The 16,256-nt window shown below is 56.3% G+C and carries 13 protein-coding genes; 4 read left to right on the top strand and 9 right to left on the bottom strand.

The window, feature by feature from the left end; translation table 11 throughout:
• Positions 1–248 precede the first annotated feature (248 nt).
• Positions 249–947: a pirin family protein gene (locus ACVWYY_RS12415; protein ID WP_457404092.1), complete on the top strand. Its 699-nt coding sequence runs from the start codon at positions 249–251 to the stop codon at positions 945–947.
• A gap of 231 nt (positions 948–1,178) precedes the next feature.
• On the opposite strand, the gene tsaE is transcribed toward ACVWYY_RS12415, so the two are convergent.
• Both tsaE and lgt read right to left on the bottom strand, forming a co-directional pair.
• Positions 1,179–1,814, bottom strand: coding sequence for a tRNA (adenosine(37)-N6)-threonylcarbamoyltransferase complex ATPase subunit type 1 TsaE (tsaE, locus tag ACVWYY_RS12410; protein WP_414331986.1), 636 nt, complete (start codon positions 1,812–1,814; stop codon positions 1,179–1,181).
• Between the two features lie 3 nt (positions 1,815–1,817).
• Positions 1,818–2,642 carry a prolipoprotein diacylglyceryl transferase gene (gene lgt, locus ACVWYY_RS12405; RefSeq protein WP_457404090.1) on the bottom strand — a complete coding sequence of 275 codons (825 nt, stop codon included), beginning with the start codon at positions 2,640–2,642 and terminating at the stop codon, positions 1,818–1,820.
• 235 nt (positions 2,643–2,877) lie between these two features.
• On the opposite strand from lgt, the gene recA reads away from it, so the two are divergent.
• The gene (recA, locus tag ACVWYY_RS12400) at positions 2,878–4,002 is read left to right on the top strand and encodes a recombinase RecA (RefSeq protein ID WP_414331989.1); all 1,125 of its coding nucleotides are present in this window, start codon (positions 2,878–2,880) and stop codon (positions 4,000–4,002) included.
• Positions 4,003–4,018: 16 nt separating this feature from the next.
• Here the strand turns inward: recA and ACVWYY_RS12395 are convergent, their stop codons facing one another.
• Positions 4,019–4,831, bottom strand: a complete 813-nt coding sequence (locus ACVWYY_RS12395) for a TrmH family RNA methyltransferase (RefSeq protein ID WP_457404089.1) — start codon at positions 4,829–4,831, stop codon at positions 4,019–4,021.
• 80 nt (positions 4,832–4,911) lie between these two features.
• Complete coding sequence (locus tag ACVWYY_RS12390; RefSeq protein WP_011433551.1) at positions 4,912–6,285, bottom strand: 16S rRNA (cytosine(967)-C(5))-methyltransferase; 1,374 nt, start codon at positions 6,283–6,285, stop codon at positions 4,912–4,914.
• 70 nt (positions 6,286–6,355) lie between these two features.
• On the opposite strand from ACVWYY_RS12390, the gene hisA reads away from it, so the two are divergent.
• Together hisA and ACVWYY_RS12380 are read left to right on the top strand one after the other, a co-directional pair.
• Positions 6,356–7,141: a 1-(5-phosphoribosyl)-5-[(5-phosphoribosylamino)methylideneamino]imidazole-4-carboxamide isomerase gene (gene hisA / locus ACVWYY_RS12385; protein WP_457404087.1), complete on the top strand. Its 786-nt coding sequence runs from the start codon at positions 6,356–6,358 to the stop codon at positions 7,139–7,141.
• Positions 7,142–7,278: 137 nt separating this feature from the next.
• Entirely contained in the window at positions 7,279–8,469 is a 1,191-nt protein-coding gene (locus ACVWYY_RS12380; protein ID WP_457404085.1) for a M20 metallopeptidase family protein, read from the top strand.
• Positions 8,470–8,482: 13 nt separating this feature from the next.
• Here ACVWYY_RS12380 and ACVWYY_RS12375 read toward each other — a convergent pair whose 3' ends face one another.
• The 5 genes from ACVWYY_RS12375 to ACVWYY_RS12355 form a co-directional block, all read right to left on the bottom strand.
• Entirely contained in the window at positions 8,483–9,034 is a 552-nt protein-coding gene (locus ACVWYY_RS12375) for a hypothetical protein (RefSeq protein WP_457404083.1), read from the bottom strand.
• Between the two features lie 144 nt (positions 9,035–9,178).
• Positions 9,179–10,885 carry an ATP-binding protein gene (locus ACVWYY_RS12370; protein WP_457440715.1) on the bottom strand — a complete coding sequence of 569 codons (1,707 nt, stop codon included), beginning with the start codon at positions 10,883–10,885 and terminating at the stop codon, positions 9,179–9,181.
• A complete protein-coding gene (locus tag ACVWYY_RS12365; RefSeq protein WP_011433556.1) occupies positions 10,885–11,478 on the bottom strand; it encodes a hypothetical protein in 594 nt (197 codons plus the stop codon). The genes ACVWYY_RS12370 and ACVWYY_RS12365 overlap by 1 nt, the downstream gene beginning before the upstream one ends.
• Complete coding sequence (locus ACVWYY_RS12360; RefSeq protein WP_457404080.1) at positions 11,475–12,668, bottom strand: DNA double-strand break repair nuclease NurA; 1,194 nt, start codon at positions 12,666–12,668, stop codon at positions 11,475–11,477. The genes ACVWYY_RS12365 and ACVWYY_RS12360 overlap by 4 nt, the downstream gene beginning before the upstream one ends.
• A complete protein-coding gene (locus tag ACVWYY_RS12355; protein ID WP_457404079.1) occupies positions 12,658–16,254 on the bottom strand; it encodes an AAA family ATPase in 3,597 nt (1,198 codons plus the stop codon). The genes ACVWYY_RS12360 and ACVWYY_RS12355 overlap by 11 nt, the downstream gene beginning before the upstream one ends.
• Positions 16,255–16,256 lie beyond the last annotated feature (2 nt).

Below are 16,256 nucleotides of genomic sequence, written 5' to 3'. Positions count from 1 at the left end.
TGCTTGGCGATGGTTGACTGAACGAGTTACTTGTCAAGGTTCTGGGGCGCCGGGGCTGGGTGGCCTCATCAGCGCTTTACTACCCTATCCCCACCCCCACCACCCCGTCAAGATATCCAACCCAAAATTTTTGGCAAGTTTTTGGCGAGAATAGCAGGGAAAAGAAGAAATAAAACTGTTTGAATATTGACATTCTGACTGCAGAGTTAATAAGATGGTTGCGAGGGTCAGGTTTCGGAGAAACTGTGATGCTGACTTTGCGCAAGCGGGAAGAGAGGGGTCATGTCAAGCTCAGTTGGCTTGATACTTACCACTCATTTTCTTTTGGAGAGTACTACGACCCTCGCTACATGGGCTTCCGGGCTTTGCGGGTGATTAACGATGACCGAATCAGCCCGAGTGCTGGCTTTCCGACCCATGGGCACCGGGACATGGAGATCGTTACCTATGTTTTGGAAGGGATCCTTGAGCATAAAGACAGCTTGGGCACGGGATCTGTGATTCGTCCTGGTGAAATTCAACGGATGACGGCAGGCACAGGGATCTGGCACAGCGAGTACAACCACTCGGCAGATGAGGAGGTTCATCTGCTGCAAATTTGGATTTTGCCGGAGCAGGAAAACCTGGAGCCCAGCTATGAACAAAAAGCGACGGGTTTGACAGAGCATCCCAATGAGTTTTGTTTAGTTGCCTCTCGAGATGGGCGCCAGGGATCCGTGATTGTGCATCAGGATGTGAATCTCTATGCGGGGTTGATTGAGCCGGGACGCACCATTCACCGACACTTGGATGAGAAGCGCTACGGATGGCTGCAGATAGCTCGGGGCGATGTGACCCTGGATGGCTTGTTTTTGCGAGAAGGAGATGGCGTGGCCATTGCTGAGGAAAGCGAGCTCAACCTTTTCAGTGAGAAAGGTGCTGAGGTGCTGCTGTTTGATTTGGCCTGAGGATGACTTTTGGCTAAGTTCTGGCCGTTTGCCTCAAGTTCATAGTCGTTTCAGGCTGGGGTGAGACGTCCGGGCTACTGAGAGAAGCCTTCTGACCTGTGCATTATTGCTCCGCAACGCTAACGCGAAGGCGCGACCGACGCTTCGGGTGTGGGCGCAGTGTCTTAGTTCGAATCGAGGTGGCCATAGGTCTTTTGGGATCTCAACTTTTTCTTCTGCTTTCAAGTACTTTCAGGAGGAGAAGTGGATCCCTTCTTCGAGGTTTTGCTGAGTGAATTGAGAAAGAACTTGCTGCCAAAGGTGGCCAGTCTGGGATCCCTTTCCCTTGACGTGTAGAAGGCGGGCTCCTTCCTGCTGGGGATGGGGCTGTAGGCGCAGCCAGAGGTAGGTCGCAGGCAGATGGCGGAGGTACTGGGGCCACTCAATAGCGGTGATCCCACCTTGGCTCCAAAGTTCTTCTAGCCCTAGGTCTTCTAGGAGTGTGGATTCTTTCCCACCGGCGCGAGCGGCAGAAGAGGTCTCTAGGCGGTAGAGATCGCAATGGAAAAGAGGGATCCGCCCGGTGCGGTATTCCTGTACCAGCACGAAGGTGGGGCTGTCGATGGGTTCGGGGATCCCTAAGCCCTGCCCTAGTCCCTGCACAAAGGTGGTTTTGCCGCTGCCCAGATTACCTTCGAGAAGAATGACCAAGCCGGAAGTGGAGCCGAGGCTGCGGCTGGGAGGGGGAGATTTTTGTTGACCTGAAGGGGCGAGGAAGCCAAGGGCGGCTTGAGCTACGAGGGCCCCTAGTGATTGGGTAGCAGCGGCGGATGGCAGCAGCAGAGGGGAGGCTTGCTGCCAGAGCTCTTCATTCTGTTCGCTGGCCATGGCTTACAACTCCTTTGGGGCGGGGATCCCAGGCGAGGAAGTTGCCTCGTTTGGGTGAACAGAAACGCGTTTGGGAGCTGTCAAGATTGCGGCCAGGCCTGCTCCAATGAGCAACAGGCTCACCCCCTGCGCCACCCGCAGGGATCCCAGCATGAGGCTATCGGTGCGCAGGCCTTCGATCCAGAAGCGCCCCAGGCTGTACCCCACCAGGTAGAGGCCCAAGAGGGTGCCGGGGGGAAGCTGGCGCCGGTAGCTTAAAAAGAGCAGGAGCCCGAAGAGACCAAAGTTCCAGAGGGATTCGTACAAAAAAGTGGGATGGACGCGCGATCCATCAGGCAGCTGCAGTTGTACCCACAGAGGGCTATCCGGAGGCAACACCTTTCCGTAGGCTTCGTTGTTGAAGAAGTTGCCCCAACGTCCGATCCCCTGACCAAGGCTGAGGGAGGGAACAAGGCAATCGGCTAGCAACCAAAAACTCAGCCGGTGCCGCCGGGCGAACAGGTAAAGCGCCGCACTGCCGCCGATCAAGGCACCGTGAATGGCAATGCCCCCCTGCCAGAGGGCCAAGACCTGCCACCAAGGGCCATCTCGATAGCGTTCCCACTCAAGGGCCACATAGTACAGGCGAGCAAGGGGCAGGGATCCAACCACCAACCACACCAGCAGATCAGGCATGGAACTGGGGGGAAGGCCACGCCGAGCTGCCAGATGGCGAGCCAGGAGCAAGCCCAACACCATTGCCAGGCCGATCAATAAGCCATACCAGCGCAGGCTGAGCGGCCCCCAACTAAACACAACCGGGCCGGGGGATTGTAAGACCAAAGTCATGACCGTGGGGACATTCCTGAGCAGATCCCTTTAGCCCACTCTACCCGCTCTGCAAGGCTATGCAGAAGACCTGCCCTCACCCCCAGCCCCTCTCCCAGAGGGAGAGGGGAGTTAGGAACCGAGGCAAGGTACGAGCTGACTGCAGTTGGAGGGAGAGGGATCCGCTCAGAGCAAGGCGACAATGTTAGAATGCAGGCTCGATTTTCCACCACGACTCCTGGGGGGGATGCGGGTTATGGCCCGGAAAGCCGCTGCTGTGAACACTGCTGATGACTCGGACAAATTGAAGTCAGAAAAACGCAAAGCCCTGGAGCAGGTGTTAAGCCAGATCGAGCGGAATTTCGGCAAAGGGGCAATCATGCGCCTGGGAGATGCCACCCAGATGCGGGTGGAGACCATACCCAGTGGGGCCATCACCCTCGACTTGGCCTTGGGCGGAGGTTACCCAAAAGGGCGGATTATCGAAGTCTTTGGGCCGGAATCTTCTGGGAAAACTTCAATTGCCCTACATGCCATCGCCGAAGTGCAAAAACAAGGGGGAACGGCAGCTTTTGTGGATGCGGAACATGCGCTGGATCCCACTTACGCAGCAGCTTTGGGGGTTGATATTCAAAACCTGTTGATCTCGCAACCGGATACGGGAGAGGCAGCTCTGGAGATTGTCGATCAGTTGGTGCGCTCGGCAGCTGTGGATATCGTGGTGGTGGACTCGGTAGCAGCGTTGGTGCCCCGGGCTGAGATCGAAGGGGATATGGGAGATGCCCATGTGGGATTGCAGGCGCGCCTGATGAGCCAAGCGCTGCGCAAGATTGCCGGAAATGTCAGCAAAACCGGATCCATCGTTCTTTTCTTAAACCAATTGCGCTCCAAAATTGGCGGCATAGGCTATGGCCCCCAGGAGACCACCACCGGCGGCAATGCCCTTAAGTTTTATGCGTCGGTGCGGCTAGATATTCGCCGCGTTCAAACCCTGAAAAAAGGTGCGGAAGAATACGGGATCCGAGCGCGGGTCAAGGTGGTGAAAAACAAAGTTGCCCCCCCTTTCCGGCGGGCAGAATTTGACATCATTTTCGGCCAAGGGATCTCCAACATCGGCTGCATTATCGATCTGGCCGAGGAGATGGGCATTCTCAAGCGCCGCGGCTCTTGGTACAGCTACAAGGAGGAAAATGTTGCCCAAGGAAGGGACAATCTGGTTGTCTACTTGAAGGAAAACCCAGAGCTCCTAGCGGAGGTGGAAGCGGCTGTGCGGGAGAAACTTTCTGCGGGGGTGACGGTTTCCGCCAGCCGGCCGGCAGCGATGGAGGAGGGAGAGCAGGAAGAGAATGAGGATGCGGTCTTTGTAGAGGAAGAGTTCTGAGGGAGCAGCTAGCTGTTCAGGGAGCGCTTCCTGAGCGAGATCGCCGCTGGCGCAGGGCCTCGTAGAGCAACAACCCCCCCGTCATAGCGACGTTCAGAGATTCGACACCCTCGGCCATCGGGATCCGCACCTGGGCATCGGCCTGTTGGATAGTCGCTTCCCTCAGGCCAGCCCCTTCGTTGCCCAGGAGAAAAAGGGTAGGGCAGGTGAGATCTTGATCCCAGTAACAGCTTGCCGTGGGGGAGAGGGTAGCGGCCAAAACTTGGATCCCGTGGCAACGGCAGCTCTGGATCCAGGCGGCTAGGTCGGGCACGACTTGGGGCGGACGGCGAAACCACTGGCCGGCAGAGGCCCGCAAGACTTTGGGGTTTTCGGGATCGACGCTGTCTGCGCTTAGCCAAAGGCCGTCGGCTCCTGCGGCGGCCACGACTCGGATTAGGGATCCCAAATTGCCTGGATCTTGCAGCGTTTCCACCACAAGGCCCAAACGTAACTTGGACAGGGGGGGAGAGGAAATCTGCCAACTGACGGCCACGGCCACAGCTCCTTCGGGAGACTCGGTGGTACAGAGCGCTGCCATGACTTCTGAGCTGACGGGTTGCCGCCGTAGGCCCTTGGGCAGATCGGCCAGCAGGTGAGGGTGACGGCTGGCCCAGTCGGGCGTGTAGCAGAGGGCTTGCAAAGGCCAGCCGACCCGCAGGGCTTCTTCGATGAGATGGGATCCCTCCACCAAAAAGGCGCCCTGTTCCCGCCGGCCTTTGCTGCGGTGCAACTGCCGCAACTTGCGGATCCAGGGGTTTTTCGGACTGGTCAGCAGCTCAGAAGCCATGTGGCAATGGTTAAGGTACTCCCCAAGTCTTCGGCGTTGCTGCCCTCACCCCCAGCCCCTCTCCCAGAGGGAGAGGGGAGTTAGTAACCGGAGCGGCGCAGCCGTTGGATAAAAAATCCATCCCGATCCTGCCGGTGGGGCCAGATGAGCAGGGGATCCCCTTCAGCAGCCCAATTGGGGTGGCTGTCGAGAAAGGCTTGAATGATCTCCTCGTTTTCGGCAGGATGCAGCGTACAGGTGGCGTACACCAACACTCCGCCCGGCTTAAGCCAACGGGCTGCCACCTGCAGAAGCTGAGCTTGCAGGTGGGCCAATTCAGGGATCCGCTCTGGAGTCTGCCGCCAGCGAGCGTCAGCATGGCGGTGCAAGGTGCCTAGGCCGGAGCAGGGGGCATCCAGCAGTACGCGGTCAGCACTCTGCCAGGGGGGCAAGGGGGCAGGGGGTAAGGACTCCGTCCCGCTGACGCGATCGGCAGCAGCGCTCAGGGATAACAGGTCGATGGCCAGGGGACGGATTGAGCTCAAGCCCAGGCGCTGCCTATTTTCCTCCAGGCGCCGCAGACGGTGGGGGTGGCGATCCAAAGCCCAGATTTCCCCCCGATCCTGCATGTGTTGGGCTATTTGGGTGGTCTTGCCGCCCGGAGCAGCGCAGCAGTCGATCACCCGCTCCCCTGGCTGGGGATCCAGCCAATGCACCACCTGCTGGGCACTGGCATCTTGAACGCTCCACCAACCCTGGGCAAAGCCGGGCAGGGCCGTGATGTCGCCGGCATGATCCTGAAGTCGCAAGGCACCCGGCACCTCGGAGATGGGGAGGGCAGGGATCCCGGCTGCTGCCAAGGCTTGAATGACTTTATTCACATCTGCCCGCAGTGGGTTGACCCGCAAATCCAGGTGGGGTGGCTGATTAAACCAAGCACACAACTGCTCCGTTTCCACCGGCCCCAGGCGCTCCCACCATAGGCTCACCAACCAGTCGGGAAAGCTGTGCCGGATCCCCAAAGCCTGAATTGGGTCGGCTGGCAGAGTGTCCTCGAGGGGCTTGAGGGGATCCTTCTCTGGCTGATCCAACACTTGCCGCTGGTAGGCGCGCAAGATGCCGTTCACCACCCCTGTCAGGGATCCCAGCCCCATCTGGCGGGCCAATTCCACGCTGGTATGGATGGCAGCACTGGCCGGGATCTGATCCAAAAAAGCCAGTTGGTAGAGGCCGAGATGCAAAATCAGTCGCAAATCGGGGGGCTGCTTGTGGGCAGGACGCTGGGCAAGGCAATCGATCAAGGCATCGAGGGTGCGGCGACGGCGGGTAATGCCATACACCAGCTCGCTGACCAGATGCCGGTCGGCGGGGATCAGGCTGCTGTTGGCCAACAAATGCCCCAGAACCAGGTCGGCATAGGCGTTTTGCCGCTCGATCTTCTGCAAGGCCAAGAGGGCCAGTTGACGTGCGTTCATGGTCGCCCCAAAAGGTTTTCCCATTCTCCCCCCTGGGCGATACTGGAGAAGCCCCTAAGGGATCCCAATCATGCCTTACACCAGCGCCTTCTTAGAGGTGATCCCCGCCATCGACCTTTTGCAGGGCCGCGCCGTGCGCCTTTACCAGGGGGATTACGCCCAGGCAGAACAGGTAGCCGACGACCCGATCCAACAGGCCGAAGCTTGGGCGGCACAGGGTGCCCCTCGCCTGCATGTGGTCGATCTGGACGGAGCCAAAAGCGGGGATCCAGTCAACCTGCCCATCATTGAGCGCATTGTCCGCAGCCTGGCCATCCCGGTGCAGGTGGGGGGTGGGATCCGATCCCTGGAACGGGCGCGGCAGTTGCTGGAGCTGGGGGTGGATCGGGTGATCGTTGGCACCCTAGCCGTAGAGGATCCCGACACCCTGGAGGCTATGACCCAAGCCTTCCCCGGTCGGGTTTGGGTGGGGATCGACGCTCGGCAGGGGCAAGTGGCCACCCGCGGCTGGCTGAGCACCACTCCCCTGCGGGCCACCGAATTGGTGCAACGGGTGGGGGAACAGGGCGTCGCCGGCATCATCTACACCGACATTGGCCGGGATGGCACCCTGGCCGGGCCCAATTTAGAACAGCTGCGCCAGATCCTAGCCGTCTCTCAAGTGCCTGTAATTGCTTCGGGAGGGATCGGCTCGCTGACCGATTTGCTGGCTTTGTTGAGCTTGCCCCGTTTGACAGGGGCCATTTTGGGCAAGGCCCTCTACTCAGGGGCGATCTCCTTGCAGGGAGCTTTGCGAGCTGTGGGGCCGGGCCGCTGGCAAGATCTACCGCCGGAAACCGGATCCCTGTGGGCCTAGATGTCCACCTCGACGCCGAGCGGAAAGCAGCCTCAGCAGTGCCATACTGGGCAAAATCGACAGGCAACTGCATGCAACCAACACTGGCCATCGGTGAAGGTTTTCCAAGACATTTTTGTTTTTTTGTTTTTCAGGTCATGTCCTTTCCCGCACTTCGCCCTGCTGTTCGAGCTTTACAACCCGAGTTGGTGACCTGGCGCCGCCACATCCACAAGTATCCTGAGCTGGGCTTCCGGGAGAAGCAAACCGCCGCCTACATCAGCCAGCGCCTGAAAAGCTGGGGGATCCCGCACCAGACTGGCATTGCCCACACCGGCATCGTGGCCACCATTGAGGGAGAGCAGCCGGGGCCGGTTTTGGCGCTGCGGGCCGATATGGATGCCCTGCCCATTCATGAGGCCAATGAAGTCGAGTACCGCTCCGCCATCCCCAACGTCATGCACGCCTGTGGCCACGACGGCCATACGGCCATTGCTATGGGCACCGCCAAGCTGCTGCAACAGCACCGTCAACACCTCAAGGGCACGGTCAAGGTCATTTTTCAACCTGCCGAAGAAGGCCCCGGCGGAGCCAAGCCCATGCTGGAGGCGGGGGTTCTGAAAAACCCGGATGTGGAAGCCATCCTCGGCCTACACCTGTGGAATAATCGCCCTCTGGGCACTATTGGCGTGAAAAGTGGCCCCTCGATGGCCTTTGCCGACCGCTTTCAGATTCAGGTGATCGGGCGAGGCGGACATGCTGCCCTTCCCCAACAAACAGTGGATGCCATTGTGGTGGGATCCCACATTGTCAATGCTTTGCAGACCATTGTCTCCCGCAATGTGGATCCGCTGCAGCCGGCGGTGGTGACGGTGGGCCGTTTCCGGGCCGGCGATGCCTTCAACGTTATCGCCCCAAGCGCAGAAATTTGGGGTACTGTGCGCAGTTTTCACCCTGAAGTGGCCGATTTGATCCCAAAGCGCATGGAAGAAATCGTTGCCGGCATTTGCCAAGCCTACGGAGCCACCTACGAGTTTCAGTACGAACGGGGCTACCCAGCGGTTTGCAACGATCCTGCTATGGTAGCGCTGGTGGAACAAGCTGCCCGCCAGGTGTTTGGCCCAGAGGCGAGGATCATCCCAGAGATGACCATGGGCGGAGAGGATGTCTCGTTTTTCCTGAATGAGGTGCCTGGCTGCTACTTTTTCCTGGGATCCGCCAACCCCGAAAGGGGCCTGAACTACCCTCACCACCACCCCCGCTTTGATTTTGATGAAGCTGCCCTTGGCATTGGGGTAGAGCTGTTCCTGCGCTGCATTGAGAACTACACCGGGCAAGCCTTGAGTTAGCGGGAAACCTCGGCTAGGGCCTGAGCAAGTCAGCGGATCCGCTGCCGGGAAGCAGCAAGGGCTTCATAGGTTCTGGGGTGGGACGGGTAGGGGCAGGATCCCCGTCGGTGGGAATGTAGAGGGGCGTTGGGTTGGGATCCCCACCGAAGGCCAGCACAAGGGCTTCCAGCAGGGCCTGTCGCTGTTGCCGGTTCAGGGATTGTACAACGGCTTTGTCTTGGGCGTAGGGGTTGACCGTGAGGCGGTCGGCACCGGGATACCGTTGGGCGATGATTGGCTCATTGGCATCGAAATAGTCCGCCAGCGTCAGTTGCCAGTCAAAGCGGTCGGTGGGGGAGCGACCAGCCACCTGCAGGTGATAGATCATCATTCGCCGCACCAAAGTATCCTCTTCGGGTGCGGGGCCGCCATCGTTGGGGTTAATAGGGGTGTAGGTGTTTTCCAGGGGCAGATCCGGCAGAGCTTCGTATACCTGCCGCGCTGCTTGGGGAATCAGCCGCAACTGGGCATAGGCAGGCCCGGATCCCAGTAGAACTGCAACGGCAATGCCCAGGAAGCTTGGCAAAAGGGCTTGTTTCCTCATCACTGATCGCCCCAAAACTCGCTTGCACGGAACGGACTGTATTGTAACCAAACGGTGGTTCGTGGATTGTAGATATTGTAGATTTGGCGGATTCAGCAATTGAGATCCAACGCAGCCGGAGCTTTTTTAGTCAATACTGAGTCCGTCCACTACCTGAGGTTGAGGACGCGGTTTGAGAGGGGCTGACTGAGCCAAGCGATCCCGCTGGTGGTGCTCTTGGGAATGCCTTTGCCAGAGGCCGAGAATATCCAACGTTTCGCCGCCATGCTGCGTGTAGCGCTGCCGCACTTTGCACAGTACAGGGGTATTGACGCACACACCGGAGACGATCACCTGACCTTTGCTCAAGGCGGGCAATTCCTGCAACAGATCCCGCCCGGCAGCCTCGACACTGTGGCGCAAATTTTCCTGATCGGCAGGGTTGACAATTCGCATCAAAAATTGGCTCATGCATTGAGACAGAATATCCGAGTCCAACTTGCCAGGGCGTTGCGTGATCAGCCCTACTCCCAGTCCAAACTTGCGTCCTTCGCTGAGGATGGTGCGCAGCACCTGTTTGCAACGGGAAGGCTCGTGGGCAGGGGCAAACCGATGGGCCTCTTCCAGCAAAATAAAGACGGGATAAGGCAAGTAATTTTCGTCCCCCGGCTGGATCTTGCCTTTGTGGGTATTGATCCGAGCATAGTTGGCCTGGCGCAAGATGGCAGCAGCGATCACCTGCTGTTCTTCTTGGCTGATCTCATGCATTTGCAGGATGGTTACCTGCCCCGGCTCAAACAAGTCTTTGGGAGCTAGGTGTTGCAAATTGTCGAAATAGGGAGAACGGTCGATCTGTTCTAATTTCCACTCCAAGGCGGCGGCTGAGGATCCCTGGGATCCATCTTCTGCAGAATCGGCTTCATTTACGGCATCGATTAAGTCCTGAATCGTCCAGCGGATCGGGTTAAATTGAGTTGTTTTGCGAAAGGCTTTCTCCAGAAAAGATTTCTGTCGGTCAGTGGTCTCTGGCAGCAGGGTCAGAATATCAAAGAAGTTAAGAGAAGATACACGAATCTTAATTTCCTGCGGTGAAAGAACCTTGACTTTGGGTCGGTAGCCATCTTCCCCAAAAAACTTGGGGTGGGACTGCATTTCTGACAGCGTGTGGTATTCCCCGTGGGGATCGAAAATGAGGACGGCAGCTCGGTTTTTGGGCAAAAGCAGCTCTTCAATCAAAACCCCTGCTGTATAAGATTTGCCGGATCCTGTCCCCGCCAAAATGGCCAGATGGGTGCTGACCATTTCCTTGACGTCCAGTACTACGGGCACTGCTCCCTCATCGCGCAACAACAGGCTGCCCAAGTGAGCACCCCCAATGGCTGTTTCATCTCGTTTGTTCAAAATTGATTTCAGCAGACGATTGGAGGCCAAAAAGACCTTGGCACCGGGATCCGGAGCGCGGCGGGGGTTAATAAAGCCCATCTTCTGATTGAAATAGCCGATGACCTCGACGGTAACCGCATAGATTTCCGGATTGGGATGGGTGAAGCCCACCAGAGCCACAATGGTGCTGGGATCGATTTCGGTATCGGCAAAGATGCGATCGGGGATGTGATCCAGGAGCTGAACTTGGCTAATTTTACCCAAGATTTGCAGCGTTTGCGATTGGGGATCCTGGACTTCGTAGTAGACGAAATCGCCCACCTTTACCGCTTGGGTATTGGAAGTGATGAAAACATATTGGTTAGAGGTTTCTCCAGGCCCTTTGACGGTGCCAATTACCTCTGGAGAGTCCTCAGTTGGAGAGAGGGTGGCTTCTGGATGGTGGCCATTATCGGTGATTTTTTGGGGCATTAGCGCATCGCTCCTACAGTCATTTTCCAGGCCAATTCTTTGCTTAAGATTTGCAGGGCTCGCCGTTGGGCTGGATCGGCAAACATCGGCGTAATGTCATTCAAGACTTGGTAGATCAAATGATTGGCAAAGTTGCCGCCACTACTCAGCAGCAAACCATAGTAGGAAAATTGGGTTTGACCTTGGGGATCCTGGTGAAAGCGCAGGATCTCTTCCCGGCTCATGCGAAAAACCGGCGTGTTTACAGGCACCACCACGCGTGGGATCCCTTGTCGGCCACAGCGGCGCTCTTCATCCAGAGCCCCGATTAAAACCACCGAGAGCAATGTGCGCACCTCATTCTGCAAATCGGGGGAAAAATAGGGATCCGGCTGGCTGGAAAGGCGCGGCCCAGAATTGAGGAACATCGGATTCAGGAGTTGGGTATTGTAAACCAGACCTACGGCCCAGTGTCGCCGGTCGCTTTCTAGCTTGACAAAGCTGCCGAAGCCATAGTCATCAGGAGCCGGCGGATTTTTGACTTCTAAAGCATCGTCCACCTGCACCACATAATCACAGTGATTGTTGGAGCGAACTACCTTTCCCAATCTCATCGAACTCGTCTCCGCTGTAATTTACTTACTGTTTTCCGGGATAGCCTTAGGTTCAGCTTTTCGCGAGCGGCCCAATCTTGCATGAGACGCAAGAAAAGGTTGCGATCCTCATTGCGGATAACGGCTATTTGATCGGCTGTCTCCAGCACATAAGGATAACCTCGCCCAATCACCACCTCACAGCGAACCAGATCCACCAACCAGTCCAACAGTCCTGCCTCATAAACCCAAACGGGTATTTCCAAGCGGGCCGGAAAGTTGTCATTGGTGCGCAGGTAAACAAACCCCACTCGCTCCCGCATTTCTTGGTAGGAGTTGAGGATCCCATCTTGGGGGTTGAGGCTGCCGCCGCGGGCACAGATGAAAAAAGGTGTGCGATCCCCCCACTCCAACCAGGGACTAAGCAGTTGCGCATCGTGAAGCTGTGGAGCTTCGGGTAGGTCAAAACAATGCTTCAGCAACGCCACCAAATCGGAAGTGTAGGTGGTGTCTATGTAGGCCACGATGGGGATCCGGCTTTGCTCGCTGGCCCGCAGAAGCTGGAGCAAACACTGCACATAAAAGTCTTGGCTTTCTGGCTCAAAGACTTCGGCAAAAGTAGCCACCAGCGCCCCGTCCAAAAAGGCCAATTTTCGGGATCCCGGTTGAGATTTTTGAATGTATTCTACAAGTCTCTCGATTTCCATTTGAAAGCGGCGCATGTTAACCATTCGCTCTTTCGGTTCGCCGCTGCTGTCGGATCCCAGGTCCCTTGGAGTCAATACATCCACTTGGATGTCTTTTTCGTACAAGCCTGCTGCGCAGTGATAATTTTCATACCAGCCGATTTGCACCAGCGCCACCGGTATTGACAGATCTTTGCTGGGATAAATCTGGGATCCATCTACGGCAAAGGTAGGAATATTTTCAATGACCGACTTCGCCCAATCGCGGCTTTCTTCGTAATTGGCCCATTCCTGCTCAAAAGGGATCCTCCAATTGGAGTAGCGATCCCACTCTGCAGTAGGTAAAGCGCCTGGGAAAGGGAATGGAGCTATTTTTTCGGCAATCTCTAGGCTTGACCACTGGCACAAGCTTTCCATGGCCTGCTTATAGTATTCTCTGCGCTCCGACAGCCTTTGATCAAAAGTGGCAAAGGCCTCCCGCTTCTGCTGCAGCACCGCCAGGATCCGGTCGGCTCTAAACACCATGGGCGGGATCCCTCCCTACCGACTTGGATCCGGAGTGCCTTTCCACCCGAATAACATTTTCTGTCATTTGCTCAAAGGTATCGTCGTGGCTGATGACAAACAGCTGCTCAAAAGATCGCAGGTTGGTAATAGCCTCTGCCAGCCGCTGTCGCCGTTGGGCATCCATATTGGTGGTGGGCTCATCGAAAAAGGCAATATTTAGTTGTCCCAACACCTTGAGTAAAGCCAAGCGCACTGCCAAGGCCGCCGACATTTGCTCTCCCCCGGAAAGGCTGGCAAACCGTCGTTTGGGGCTGCCGGCTTCTTGAACGCGGATCTCATAATCGGCTTCCCAGGTCAGGGTGACGTTGGGACGGTTGAGAATTTCTCGGAAGAGGTGATCGGCAGTATGGTTGATCTGCTGCAGGTAGTATTGGGTAACTTGGGGGCCGGCTTTTCTGTAGGTCTCTCGGCTGAATTTGATAAAGCGGTGTAGGCGTTCTCTCTCAGTTTTTTCGGCCTCGACTTGCTTTAAGCTGGCCTTGGCCTGTTCCAATTGCCGCAACTTTTCCTCAATTTTGCTCAGTTGAGGAGCTAAGCTCTCCAGTCGGGCTTGGGCTTCGGCTTTTTGAATTTCGGTGGCCTGCAGAAGGGATCGAAGGCGCTCATGCTCCTGCGGTCGATATAGAGCAGCCAAGGGATCCCGTGCTGCGCGAAGTTGGGAAAGCTGAGTTTGCAGTTGCTGCCGCTGGGCGTTTAGCTCGGCCAGTTCCTGTTCCCGTTGGGGAAGCAATTTGGCGATGGGTTCTGCCTGCAGATAGCGCTCGTGATCTAAACGGTATCGTTCGCGTTCTTCCTGCAGGGATCCCAGCTCTCGATCCAGATGCTCCGTTTGGCATAGGGCCTCCTCGATAGGGTTGAGTGCGGCCTGTAAATCCTGAAGCTGCTGCAGGCAGTCGGCCTGCATTTGTAAATACTGCTTTTCCTGTTTTAGCTCTGCTTTGAGCCGTTCGGCTTGACTTCTGGGATCCCCCAGTGCCCTTAGGGTTTCGGCGGCTTTTGCAATTTGGGCTTGCAGGTTATCTTTGGATCCCTCTGTTTGTTCCCAGCGGTCGATCTGGGCTTGTTTTTCTTGCTTGGCTTTCTGGATTTGATCTAGGGCCAACTGAGCCGCTTGGAGTTCATCTTGCCGTCGGGGCAAACTTTGGGCAAGAGGCTGCATGCGGATAAAGGTCTCGTAGTTGTTGCGGTGCCGGCCTTGTTCTTCCCGCAAAGCTGCAATTCTTTCATCCAGATCTGAAAGCGGTTGCAGCTGCTCTTCTAGGGCTTGTATCTGCTGTTGGAGTTGCTGAACATGGGCCGCTATTTGTTGATATTCTTGCTCAACCCTAGACTTGCGGCTGAGATCTCTTTCCAAGCGCTGGATTTGCCCTCTGGGATCCCCCAGTTCTTGCAGCGCCTGGCCAATTTCCTGTTGTTGCCGAAGGAAGGTGGGCTCAGCCTCAAGATCCCAGTGAAGATCATCAATTCTGCTTTGTCGTTCGGCTTGCAACTGCAGCAGTTGCTGAATTTGGGCTTGTAAATCGGGTATTTGTGCGGTTAGGCCGAGCAAGGGTTGCAAAGTCCTGAGTTGTTTTTGGATGTTGGACAACTGCTGACGAAGTTGGGGCTCGGAAGTTTGGGGAGCCAGATCCTGCAAAATCTGATGGATGGACTGGAGCAACTGTTGGCTGAGTGCTGAAGATCGAGTGAGTACCTCTGGGATCCGCTGCCACAGAGATTGAAGTTGGGGATAGTTGTGTCGCTGCGCTTCCAATTCGTCCAGAAGTTGCCGGATGCTGTGATGGTGTTGAGCCAATTGATCCGAGCCCTGCTCAAAAAGCGCTTGTAGCTCCTGTTGAAATTGACGAGCTGCGGCAATGCGGCTGAGCTGAGTTTGCAATCGCTCCTGTTGAGTTTCGAGCGCAGGAATGGCGGCTACCCGCTCCAAATCCGCCTGCCGTTGTCTCAGTTGGAGCTGCAGTTGTTGCAATTGGACTTGGCCTTGTTCCTGCTCCGTTTCCCGTTGTTTGAGTTCAAGGCGCAGAGCCTGAAAGGAAGCCAACTTCTCGCCAAGTTGGGAGTGGCGCTGCTCCAGGGAGGCCTGCCGTTCACACAGGGGTTGCAGCTCAAGTTTTTCCGCCTCCATTTTTTGGAAGATCTGGAGTTGTTGCTGATATTCGGATCCCTGCAGCTCCAATCGATGCAGTTGATGTTGCAAAGTTTCCCGTTGAGCCAGTAAAGTTTGTCGGGTTCGCCGCAGCGCTTCCTGCTTTGCAATGAGGGTTTCCAACTGCAAATAACGGTTGTAGGTCAATTGATGCTGCCGACATATGGCCTGGGCCTGTTCAGCTTCTTGCACTCGGCTTTGTAGCAGTTGACAGCGCTCGGCGTGGGCTGTCCATTCTGCCTGGATCTGTTCCCATTCGCGGTGCAGGTGTAGCAACGTGTTGAGCTGTTGAGTCCAATAGGTCTGCTGACGCTCTAGCTCCTCTTGGGCCTGAATTTGCGGGGTTAGCTCCTCTAGCTCCTGCTTCCAGCGCTGCTGTTGGCTTAACTTTTCTTGAAGTCTTGCCAATTGGTTTTCGATATGCTGCTTTTGCGAGAGCAAAGCATCCCGCTGTTTCAGCCACTCCAAGCGTTGCTGTTGCTGTTTTTCCAGCTCCCGCAAGCGAGCTTCTGTGGCCAAAAAATGCTGAGATCCCTCCCAGTATTGCTGTTGCTGCGCTTGAGCTTGCCTGGCCTCTGCCCATAACTTTTCTGCCTGCTCAAGAGATACCTGAAGCAGGGATCCCTTTTGCTCCAGTTGGGCAATCTGGTGATCTAAAGTTTGGATTTGCTCAAGCCATTTCTCCAGTCGCTCGATCTCAAGCTTAACCTGATCCAGAGTGTGGATCGATTGACTCAAGCGCTCTTGCCAATAACTCAGTTCTTGTTGGATTTTCTGCCGCTCCGCTTGCAGCGGATCCCACTCCTGTAGCTGTTGGCGGAGCAATTCAATTTGATGATTAATGGCCTGAATCTGCGCCTCGCTGTATTTTTCGACCGCCAACAGGTCTTTGGCTACCTGCTGGTACTCTTCCACCTTTAAGATGCGATCGAAAACTTCTTTGCGATCTCGACCGGTTTTGAGAAAGTCTGCCGTGAAAGTCCCTTGGGGCACCCCAATCGTTGTGGCAAAGAGCCGCGCCAGGTCGGTACCGGCAGGTACGCCCAAATGTTGCCTCAGCCACGGCAGCACATCGGACTTGCGCTCATACTCTAGGCGCTGCTTCAGCTGGGGATCAAAGAGACGATATCCCTGCGTGACGCTGCGGCGAACATCGTAGGTGCGCTGATCCCATTGGGAGATAAATTGCACAGTCACCACTGCGTCGTTGGCCCCGGAGCGAATGATTTCTTCTTGGCTGTAGGGGCAGTAGTCGAACAAAACCCAGGCAATGGCTTCCAAAATGCTGGTCTTGCCCGCTCCGTTTTCTCCGCAAATGGCGTTAATACCTGGCTCAAACGTGAAGACGGCATCCTCATGAGATTTGAAGTTTTGTAAAGCGAGAGAGAGGATCCGCATAA

The organism is Thermostichus sp. MS-CIW-34, from assembly GCF_054060435.1.
Note: the sequence above shows the minus strand (reverse complement) of the source record. Positions and strands in the feature narration are given on the sequence as shown.